The sequence below is a fragment of the bacterium genome (assembly GCA_023230585.1).
GTDB lineage: Bacteria > Ratteibacteria > UBA8468 > B48-G9 > JAFGKM01 > JALNXB01.
Genome location: JALNXB010000059.1, coordinates 1 through 10,450, shown reverse-complemented (window position 1 = coordinate 10,450; position 10,450 = coordinate 1). Strand labels below are relative to the sequence as shown.

Here is a 10,450-nt window from a genome sequence, read left to right as displayed (position 1 = left end):
GAGTACCGCAATCTTCTTCCGTAACAATTAAGGCGTGGGCTACATCAATAAGACGTCTGCTAAGATAACCAGCATCTGAAGTCTTCAATGCAGTATCAACAAGCCCTTTTCTTCCACCGTGTATAGCATTATAATATTCTAACAAATCAAGCCCAACCCTAAAATTAGACTTAACTGGAGTTTCAAGAATTTCTCTCACATCCTGCTTTTTTCTTTGGTGTTCACTAACAGGTTTAATCATTAACCCTCTCATTCCCATCAACTGATTTGCCTGAGAACGATTACCTCTTGCACCAGAAGAAACCATTAGATATATTGGGTTAATGTAAAAATTATCTTTTCCACCAGTTTGAGCTATTGTATCCATAACAGCCCGACCTATTCTATTGGTTGCAGTCGTCCAGATATCAATTATCTTATTATATCTTTCACCATCAGAAATAATTCCTCTTTTATGATTTCTCTCAACCGTATCCTTCTCTTTTTCTGCCGCTTCAACTATTTTTTGTTTCTCCTCGGGAATCCTTAGGTCATCTATACCTATTGTAACTCCACCTTTGGTCGCAAATTTAAATCCAACATCTTTAGCAGAATCAAGAAAATCAACGGTCTTTTCATATCCGCATTTATCAAAAATTTCTTCGGTTATAGATTCAAGCATAGGACTTTCAAACTTTTCATTCTTAAATTCTACCTCTTCTGGAATAAGATTGTTAAATATTATTCTACCAACAGTTGTAACAAATTCTACGCCCTGTTTATCCCTAACTTTAATTGGTCTATGTAAGGAAAAAGCGCCAAATTCATAAAGGTAGATTGCCTCTTCAAAAGAAGATATAGCAGAATTAATTTTTTTACCATCAATAATTGTTTCAAGTTCAAACGGTTCTTCCTCACTCTGGAAGGTTAGATAGGTGCATCCAACAACTATATCTCTTGTAGGGGTAGCAATTGGCTTCCCGCTGGCAGGAGAAAAGATGTGTGTATTTGCTTGCATTAAAAGTTTTGATTCAATACAAGCTTCAGGTGTTAACGGAAGATGCACACTCATTGTATCACCGTCAAAATCAGCGTTAAATGCAGGGCAAACAAGAGGGTGAATAGTTATAACATTACCCTCAATAAGTTTAGGTTCAAATGCCTGTATACTCAACCTATGTAATGTAGGTTGCCTATTTAATAACACTGGATGTTTTTTACTAACTCTTTCAAGAATTTCCCATACCTCAGGTAAGTTTTCTCTTATAGCTCTTTTTGCACTGCCAAGTGTATGGAAATACTCTTTTTTTCTCAGTTCTCGTAGGACAAAAGGTCCAAACAACTCAAGCGCCATCTCTTTAGGTAGACCGCATTGGTTAAGTTTTAGTTCAGGACCAACAACAATAACTGCTCTACCGGAATAGTCGACCCGCTTTCCAAGTAGATTCTGTCTAAACCGACCTTGTTTTCCACGCAGAGCATCAGTTAAAGATTTAAGAGGTCTTTTGCCTTTACCTAATACTGCCATACCATGTTTGCCATTATCTAAAAGAGCGTCAACAGATTCCTGTAACATCCTTTTTTCATTTCTTACAATTATATCAGGAGCCTGTAATTGCATAAGTTTTTTTAAACGATTATTTCTATTTATTACTCTCTGATAAAGGTCATTAAGGTCAGACGCTACAAACCTGCCACCATCTAAAGGCAATAAAGGCCTTAAATCAGGAGGCGTAACCATCAATGTTTTTGTTATAAGGAACTCTGGTTTAATCTTGGTTTTAATAAGCCCTTCCACCATTCTTAATTTTCTTATTAAATTTCTTCTTGTAGCATAATCTTTTCTCTTTTTACTTCCCAACTGTTCCTTTATTTCTTCTTCCATTTTTGTTAAATCTAATTTTTCAAGCAACTGCTGTATTGCCTCAGCGCCAATACCAACCTTAAATTTATTACCATATTTATCTAAGTTTTGGTAATACTCATCCTCTATCATAATATGTTTTTCTTCTAAAGGAGTATTTCCAGGGTCTAAAACAATATAACCTTCATAGTAACAGACCTTCTCAAGGTCAGACATAGACATATCCAACAACAAACCCATCCAATTATGGATACTCTTTAATAACCATATATATGATACAGGAGTTGCCAGTTCAATATGCCCCATACGCTCCCTGCGAACTTTTGAAGTAGTCACTTCAACTTCACATCTATCACAAACAATTCCTTTATATCTTAGTTTCTTATATTTACCGCAAGAACATTCATAATTTTTAGCTGGACCAAAAATCCTCTCACAAAAGAGCCCATCCCTTTCAGGTTTAAAAGTTCTATAATTGAGAGTTTCTGCTTTTTTTACTTCTCCATGAGATAATTCTTTCATACCTTCTGGAGAGATAATTCTTATAAAAGCAAATTCTTTATTCTTTTTCCCAACTCTCATACCATCAACTTTTAAGTCTAAACCTATCCCTTGTAACTCTTTTCTTAAAACATTAAAAGATTCAGGAATATTGTTTCCACGATAGTCTTGCCCTTTAGCAATACTTTCATACATAAGTTTTCGGCCTTCAGTGTCATCGCTCTTAACTGTAAGCATCTCTTTAAGGGTATGTGCAGCTCCGTACCCTTCTAAAGCCCATACCTCCATCTCACCAAACCTCTGACCACCAAACTGTGCCCTTCCACCAAGAGGTTGTTGGGTTATAAGAGAATATGCACCGGTACTTCTTGTATGCACTTTTTCATCAGCAAGGTGTTTAAGTTTCATCATATACATATATCCAACTGTCACCTTTTGATTAAAAGGTTCACCTGTCTGTCCATCATAAAGAATATCTTTTCCATCCCTTGCCAATCCAGCTTCCTCTAAAAGATTTTTTATTTCTAACTCTTTTATACTATCAAAAACTGGGGTCTCCAAACTATAACCGAGAGCTTTAAGCGCTCTACCAAGATGAATTTCTAAAACCTGTCCGATATTCATTCTTGAGGGCACCCCAAGAGGGTTCAGAACAATATCTACTGGCGTACCATCTTTCAAAAATGGCATATCTTCTTCAGGTAAAACTTTAGACACTACTCCCTTGTTACCGTGCCTTCCACTCATTTTATCGCCAACAGAGATTTTTTTCTTAACAGCTATTTCTACCACAATCTTACATAATGTATCAGCATCAAATTCATACCCTTTTCTGATTTTTACTTTTTCATTCTTTAACTGATTCTTAATTTTATATAGTTCATCTTCACCTATCTTAACTATCTTAGCAACATCGTTTCTATTTTTTTCGGGTACTTTATCTATTAACTTGCTCCAAGATTCTGGATTATTGAACCTACCTGCAAGATTAATCTTTTTAGATGAGAGATACTCTACAAGTTTCTCTCCAATAATTTTTTTAATAGCACTCTCTTTCTTACTATAATTTACTTCAAGTTCTTTTATAGTTGCATTATTTTCTTTTTCTTGTGCAGGATCTTTACGAAAATATTTTCTTACATTAACAACAGTCCCTCTTGTTCCGGGTGGAACTTTTAAAGAGGTATTCTGAACATCTTTAGCTTTTTCTCCAAATATAACCCTCAAAAGTTTTTCTTCTGGAGTAATATCAGATTCACCTCTCGGCGTAACTTTACCAACAAGTATGTCGTCTGCCTCAACATCTGCCCCAATCCGTATTATCCCTGACTTGTCAAGGTTTTTCAACCTTTCTTCAGGCGTATTAGGTAAGTCGCTAGTTATCTCTTCTACACCGAGTTCTGTGTCTACAGCTTTTACTTCAAACTCTTTTATATGAATAGAAGTAAAGAGGTCTTCTTTAACAAGTCTTTCACTTAACAAAATTGCATCTTCATAATTGTATCCACGCCAAGGCATAAGTGCTACAAGAAGGTTTTTACCAAGTGAAAGTTCTCCTTTTTCTGAGGAACAAGGACCATCAGATATTATCTGCCCTTCTTCCACTTTTTCACCCATCTTCACAATAGGGCGTTGATGGAAACAGGTATCTTGATTGGTTCTAAAAAAACCTCTCAAGTGATAAACATCTTGTTTCTCCCAATCAAAAAAACCAGGTTTGTTTCTTGTCACAACAATTTTCTGGCTATCAACATAATTTACCACACCAGAGTTCTTAGCTTTTAAAACAACTCCACTATCTTTTATTACATACTTTTCCATACCAGTCTTAACAAGAGGAGCTTCATTTTCTATAAGAGGAACAGCTTGCCTCTGCATATTTGAACCCATAAGGGCTCTATTTGAATCATCGTGTTCAAGAAAAGGTATAAGAGAAGCACTAACACTAACAACCTGAACTGGTGAAATACCTATATAATCAATTTCGTTACTGGGAAAATTCTCTTTCACGACATCTTCTGCTCTTATTTTTACATATTCAGGGATAATCTTTCTTGTCTTAGGGTCAACAGGTATCCCAGGAGGAGCAATAGCGTATTCATCTTCTTGATCTGCGGTCAAATATTCAATAACATCAGTTACTTTACCGTCTTCAACTTTATAATATGGTGTTTGTAAAAAACCCATATCATCAATTTTGGCATTCACAGTCAAAGAGTTTATAAGTCCTATATTTGCCCCTTCTGGTGTTTCTATGGGACAAACCTTCCCAAAATGAGTATAGTGGACATCTCTAACTTCAAAACTTGCTCTTTTCCGCTCTTTAACACCACCTTCTCCTACTGCTGTAACTCTTCTCTTGTGGGTTAATTCTGTTAAAGGATTGGTCTTTTCAAGAAATTGTGATAACTGGTTTCTTGCAAAAAAATCGTTTACAGTTGTCATCAAAATCTTACCATTAATAAGAAGTCGTAAACTTGCTTTTTTACTTGCATCTTTATCAAATAGGACCATCTTTTCATTAGCATATTTTTTAAGTTTTACAAGACCTTCATAAATATGTTCTTTAATAATCTCTGCAGAAGTTCTAACTCTTTTATTACCAAGATGGTCTATATCTTGTACAACCCCTTCTTTTTTCTCTATCAGGTTTAAAAGAGTCCTTATAGTTTCTACTATATCTTCCCTTTTCAAATACCTTTCGGTAAAATTCAAGTTTAACACTTTATTCATCTGCATCCTACCGGGCCCTGAAAGGTCATAAAATTCACCAGAAAATAGTAGAACATTTAAAAACTTAGAGGCCTCCTTCATACTAACCTTGTCATAACCTGGCCTCATCTCTTTATAAATTTTCTTTATCGCTTCTTCATTAGTTTTTATGTCATCTCTTGCTAAAGTTGAAGCGAGAATAGAAGTTTCAGGCACTGCTTTTGAATCGCCATAAAAGAGAGTTTTTATCTCATCAACAGTAAAATTAAGTGCTTTCAGCAGAACAGTAGCATATATTTTTTTCTTACCGAGAGCTACCACCAAACAATTATGGTTATCTACCTGAAATTCTATCCATAACCCACGAGAAGGATATATTCTGGCAGAATATGAATCGTTTGGACCAATTGATTGTTCTTCCTTAAAATAGACTCCGGGGCATCTCAATAGTTGGTTTACAACAACTCTTTCAATACCGTTTATTATAAAACTCCCATTCTCTGTCATTATAGGCAGGCTACCGATATATATATCCTGTTCAATTCTTTCATTTTCTTTAAGTTCCTTAGTTTTAATATCCTGTTCTTTGGATATAAACACTAATTTCACCCTTAAACGGGATTCATAAGTACTTTTTTTCTCTATACATTCATCTATCGAATCAACAGGTTCTTCAAGAAAATAACTTAAATATTCTATTTTATATTTTCCATTATCGCTTTCAATGGGAAAAATTCTACGGAAAAGTTCTTCCAGTCCTTCCTGTCCAGTCCCTTTAGTAGGGTCAATTTCACTCTTTAAAAACTTCTCATAAGGAAGTTTTTGCATCTCGAGCAAGTCTGGTGTTTTTAAATTTTCCGGAGTTTCTATTTTTTTCATTTTCACCCCTTAAAAAAATTTAATTAATTTCTGCTTCTGCACCAATAGCATCAAACTTAGCTTTTATTTCTTCGGCCTCTTCTTTGGAAACTTTCTCTTTTATAGGTTTCGGTAAAGATTCTACAAGTTCTTTTGCTTCTTTAAGTGCAAGCTCAGTCATAGCTCTTACTTCTTTAATAGCTTGAAGTTTATTGGAGCCAAAAGATTTTAATACAACATCAAAAAGAGTCTTTTCTTCTTTCTTCTCTTCACCGTCAGCAGCCTGTCCAGCACCAACAACTGCACCCATTGGTGCCATCATACCTGCAACACCAAATTTGTCTTCAAGTTGCTTGGCAAGGTCAGACAATTCTAACCCCGAAAGCTGCTCAATTTTTTCAACTATTTCATCAATTATATTTTTCTCATTTTTTTCCATCTTATTTCTCCTTTTTAATTTCCGCTATTTGATTCAAATTATTTATTAATCTTGTAGTAGGATATTTTAAAGAATTAATTATTCTTGTTAAAGGCATTCTAATATTCATAACCAGAGAAGCTTCAAGTTGCTTTCTATCTGGCAACTTACCTATCAAAGTTAACTCTTTACTATCAAAGACCCTATTATTTAAAATACCTGTTTTAAAATCTATCTTATCAGTCTTCTCTTTAAACCGAACCAATTTTTTTAAAATTCCTATCTCATCTTTACTCTTCGACCACACAAGGAATACAGACCCTTCCAACTCTTTGCAAGCGTCTCCCATACCTACATTTTCAAAGGTTTTTTCAATAAGGGTATTTTTAACTACCATCATCTTACATTCAAGCTCCGATAAATCGCTTCTCAACCCTTGCATATCATTAACAGATAAACCTGAAAATCCAATTAGAAGACTTAGATAGCTCTCCTTTACATCACTTGTGAGTTTTAATACCAACTTCTTCTTATCTTCTTTTTTTAATTTTTTCATTTCTTAACTCCATCATCCTGTCTGCATATATTTATAATATTTTATATTCTTTGTTTTTATGTAACCAGGAAGTTTTTATCAAACAGTATCCTGCAACACTTTTTTTGCTCCAAACTTTAAAGAAGGAGACATAGTGAGAGAAATTGCTGATGAGCGAATATAATTACTCTTAGCAAAGGTTGGTTTTACTGCAAGCACTGAATTCATTACTGCATTTATATTATCTATCAACTTACTATTTTCAAACGAAACTTTTCCGACAGGTATATGTAAATTGCCATCTTTATCCATCTTATAATCTATTCTACCTTTTTTAATTTCGCCAATAATATTTTCCAGGTCGTTGGTTACTGTTCCTGTTTTAGGGTTAGGCATCAGTCCGCGAGGACCGAGTATTTTACCAAGCGGCGCAACCAGTTTCATCATATCTGGTGTTGCTATAACCGTATCAAAATCGAGAAAACCTCCTTTGATTTTTTCAACTAAATCCTGCTCTCCAACGTAATCAGCTCCAAGACTTTTAGCTTTAACAGCATTTTCGCCTGATGCAAAAACAAGAATCCTAACTGGTTTACCGACCCCATGAGGTAAAACTACAGAATTTCTTATGGGTTGTTGAAGTTTCTTTAAATCAATACCAAGATTTAATGATACTTCAACTGTTTCATCAAATTTACTTGTATGTAACTCTTTGATTTTCTCAACAACCTCTGCCAACTCGTAAACTTTATCTTTTTCTAAATTGCTCAGGAGGTTCTCATACCTTTTTGATTTTTTCACTTTCATCTCCTATAAACTTTAATCTGTAACTTCAACTCCCATACTTCTTGCAACAGCTTCAACTATTTTAGCGGCTTGCAACAAATCTTTTGTGTTCAAGTCTTCCATTTTTATTTTTGCTATATCTTTAACCTGTTGCTTCTTTATCTTCCCAACTTTTTCTTGATTAGGTACGCTTGAACCTTTTACTATATTTGCTGCTTTTTTTATCAATTCAGAAGTTGGTGGAGTTTTAGTAATAAAAGAGTATGACCTATCTTCATAAACTGATAACACCACAGGGATAGTACCTTCTTTACCTTTTGTTTCAGCATTAAAACTCTTACAAAACTCCATTATATTCACTCCGTGTTGCCCTAAAGCTGGTCCAACAGGAGGCGCTGGAGTTGCTCCACCTGCGGGAATTTTTAGTTTAATTAGAGCTTTTATTGGTTTGTTTGCCATTCAATTTTCCCCTTTACGTTTTTTCTACCTGCCAATAATTTAATTCAACAGGAGTTGCCCTTCCAAAGATAGATATGCTTACTATTAATCTTTCTTTATCTGGATTTACCTCTTCAACCATTCCACTAAAATTAACAAATGGACCCTCTTTAATTTCCACTCTATCGCCTATATCAAATTCTACCTTTGGAGTAGCTTTTCCTTTCTTCTCTTCAATTTCAAACATAATCTTTTCAGCTTCAATATCAGAAAGAGGTACTGGGTTACCTGCTCCCAAAAATTTAATCACTCCTTGGGTGGTTTTAATTTTATGCCAAATCATATCATCAGCAGAATCATCTATCTCCATAAGTATATAGCCAGGCCAAAATTTCCGACTTTTAACTTTTTTTTCACCTTTAACAACTTCAATAATATCTTCTTTTGGCACAACAACCTGCTCTATCTTTTTTAAAATACTATCATCACTATTCTCAAGAAGTTTCTTAATCTTATCTTCATGTCCAGTTTTAACTTGCAAAATATACCATTTTCCCATTTATTCACCTTAAAAATATTCTTATTAATTTAGAATAGATTACATCTATTATGCCTAAATATAACGCAAAAAGAAACATAAAAAAAACTATAACCCCAGTGGTAATCTTCAATATTTTTTTTTCAGGCCACGTTACTTTATTCAATTCATTAACCACGCCATTAAAGAAATTAATTATGCTTTTTTTCATATTTCTATATTCCTTGCAGGTCTGGGAGGATTCGAACCTCCAACCTACGGATTTGGAGTCCGCCGCTCTGCCAGTTAGAGCTACAGACCTAAAGTTATTTACAAGATTTTACCTGTAAAAAACATATATTATACCATATTTTTCTAATTAAACAACTTTTTTATAAAAAGATAAGACGATTTAAATATTTTATGCCCTGCAACGCAGTATTCTTTCAAGCTCTTCCTTCTTTGTGAAGGATGTGTTTATTACAGGTTGGACAATATTTTTTTATTTCTAATTTTTCTTTTTTAACCTTTTTATTTTTTGTTGTGTAATGATTTCTATTTTTGCATTTATCGCAAATCAAGGATACTATTTCTCTCATCAGTTCTCCCTTCTACCCTAATTTTATGTAATAATTTCTGTAACAGCGCCTGCACCAACAGTTCTTCCACCTTCACGAACTGCGAACCTCTGACCTTTCTCTAATGCAATAGGATATATAAGTTCTACTTCCATCTCTACATTATCACCAGGCATTACCATCTCTACACCTTCTGGCAATTTGATTTCTCCAGTTACATCAGTTGTTCTTATATAAAACTGTGGTCTGTATCCAGGTAAAAACAGTTTATGTCTACCACCTTCTTCTTTCTTCAAGACATATACTTGTGCCTTGAATTTTGTATGAGGTGTTATTTTTCCTGGTGCTGTTACTACCATTCCTCTCTCTGCTTCGTTCTTATCTACTCCTCTCAACAACAACCCTAGGTTATCTCCTGCTACTCCCTCATCAAGTTCTTTCCTAAACATCTCTATACCGGTAACTACTGTCTTTTTTACTTCATGAGACAGACCTATCATCTCAACCGCATCTCCTATCTTTACTTTCCCTCTCTCTACTCTACCGGTTGAAACTGTTCCTCTACCTGTTATTGAAAATACATCCTCTATTGCCATCAAAAACGGCTGATCTACTGGTCTCGGTGGCTCTGGAATATAACTGTCTACCGATGCCATCAATTCCAATACTGGTCCACAATTCTTACATTCTGGATCACCACATCCACACTCCAAACATTTTAATGCACTTCCCTTTACTACTGGTATATCGTCGCCAGGGAAACCATTCTTACTTAAAAGTTCTCTCATCTCAAGTTCTACTAACTCTACAAGTTCTTCGTCATCCATCTGGTCCATCTTGTTCATAAATACTACCATCGCTGGTACTTCCACCTGTCTGGCTAATAGGATATGTTCTCTTGTCTGAGGCATTGGACCATCAGGCGCACTTACTACAAGAATCGCTCCATCCATCTGAGCTGCTCCTGTTATCATATTCTTTATATAATCAGCGTGACCAGGACAATCTATATGGGCATAATGTCTATTCTCTGTCTCATACTCTATATGAGAAATATTTATTGTTAATCCTCTCTCTTTCTCTTCTGGTGCTTTATCTATATCTTCATATTTTGAATAACTCGCCTGTCCTTTTTTACTCAATACCATTGTTATTGCACTGGTCAATGTTGTCTTTCCGTGATCTACGTGCCCGATTGTTCCTATATTTACGTGCGGCTTACTCCTTACAAATTTCTCCTTTGCCATTTTAATGCCTCCTTAAT

The 10,450-nt window shown here is 34.9% G+C and carries 9 protein-coding genes and 1 tRNA gene; all 10 read right to left on the bottom strand.

What is annotated here, in order from left to right; genetic code table 11:
- Positions 1-5,935, bottom strand: a 5,935-nt coding sequence (gene rpoB / locus M0P98_08115) for a DNA-directed RNA polymerase subunit beta (GenBank protein MCK9266814.1), incomplete at its 3' end; no start/stop codon positions are given.
- A gap of 19 nt (positions 5,936-5,954) precedes the next feature.
- Positions 5,955-6,353: a 50S ribosomal protein L7/L12 gene (gene rplL / locus M0P98_08110; protein MCK9266813.1), complete on the bottom strand. Its 399-nt coding sequence runs from the start codon at positions 6,351-6,353 to the stop codon at positions 5,955-5,957.
- Between the two features lies 1 nt (position 6,354).
- The gene (rplJ, locus tag M0P98_08105; protein ID MCK9266812.1) at positions 6,355-6,888 is read right to left on the bottom strand and encodes a 50S ribosomal protein L10; all 534 of its coding nucleotides are present in this window, start codon (positions 6,886-6,888) and stop codon (positions 6,355-6,357) included.
- Between the two features lie 78 nt (positions 6,889-6,966).
- On the bottom strand, positions 6,967-7,674 hold the full coding sequence (gene rplA / locus M0P98_08100; GenBank protein ID MCK9266811.1) for a 50S ribosomal protein L1: 708 nt from the start codon (positions 7,672-7,674) through the stop codon (positions 6,967-6,969).
- Between the two features lie 12 nt (positions 7,675-7,686).
- Positions 7,687-8,112, bottom strand: coding sequence for a 50S ribosomal protein L11 (gene rplK, locus M0P98_08095; GenBank protein ID MCK9266810.1), 426 nt, complete (start codon positions 8,110-8,112; stop codon positions 7,687-7,689).
- Between the two features lie 13 nt (positions 8,113-8,125).
- Entirely contained in the window at positions 8,126-8,650 is a 525-nt protein-coding gene (nusG, locus tag M0P98_08090) for a transcription termination/antitermination protein NusG (protein ID MCK9266809.1), read from the bottom strand.
- Positions 8,651-8,654: 4 nt separating this feature from the next.
- Positions 8,655-8,840, bottom strand: a complete 186-nt coding sequence (gene secE / locus M0P98_08085) for a preprotein translocase subunit SecE (GenBank protein ID MCK9266808.1) — start codon at positions 8,838-8,840, stop codon at positions 8,655-8,657.
- A 16-nt stretch (positions 8,841-8,856) separates the two neighbouring features.
- A tRNA-Trp gene (locus M0P98_08080) sits at positions 8,857-8,930 on the bottom strand.
- A gap of 124 nt (positions 8,931-9,054) precedes the next feature.
- Positions 9,055-9,207 (bottom strand): 50S ribosomal protein L33, encoded by a 153-nt coding sequence (rpmG, locus tag M0P98_08075; GenBank protein ID MCK9266807.1) that lies wholly within the window; start codon positions 9,205-9,207, stop codon positions 9,055-9,057.
- Between the two features lie 23 nt (positions 9,208-9,230).
- On the bottom strand, positions 9,231-10,433 hold the full coding sequence (gene tuf, locus M0P98_08070; GenBank protein ID MCK9266806.1) for an elongation factor Tu: 1,203 nt from the start codon (positions 10,431-10,433) through the stop codon (positions 9,231-9,233).
- Between the last annotated feature and the right edge of the window lie 17 nt (positions 10,434-10,450).

Bases quoted from the DNA above. Each gene is read 5' to 3' on its own strand.
- rpmG (MCK9266807.1), bottom strand. From the start codon at position 9,207: ATGAGAGAAATAGTATCCTTGATTTGCGATAAATGCAAAAATAGAAAT.
- tuf (MCK9266806.1), bottom strand. From the start codon at position 10,433: ATGGCAAAGGAGAAATTTGTAAGGAGTAAGCCGCACGTAAATATAGGA.
- rplL (MCK9266813.1), bottom strand. From the start codon at position 6,353: ATGGAAAAAAATGAGAAAAATATAATTGATGAAATAGTTGAAAAAATT.
- rplK (MCK9266810.1), bottom strand. From the start codon at position 8,112: ATGGCAAACAAACCAATAAAAGCTCTAATTAAACTAAAAATTCCCGCA.
- nusG (MCK9266809.1), bottom strand. From the start codon at position 8,650: ATGGGAAAATGGTATATTTTGCAAGTTAAAACTGGACATGAAGATAAG.
- rplA (MCK9266811.1), bottom strand. From the start codon at position 7,674: ATGAAAGTGAAAAAATCAAAAAGGTATGAGAACCTCCTGAGCAATTTA.
- secE (MCK9266808.1), bottom strand. From the start codon at position 8,840: ATGAAAAAAAGCATAATTAATTTCTTTAATGGCGTGGTTAATGAATTG.
- rplJ (MCK9266812.1), bottom strand. From the start codon at position 6,888: ATGAAAAAATTAAAAAAAGAAGATAAGAAGAAGTTGGTATTAAAACTC.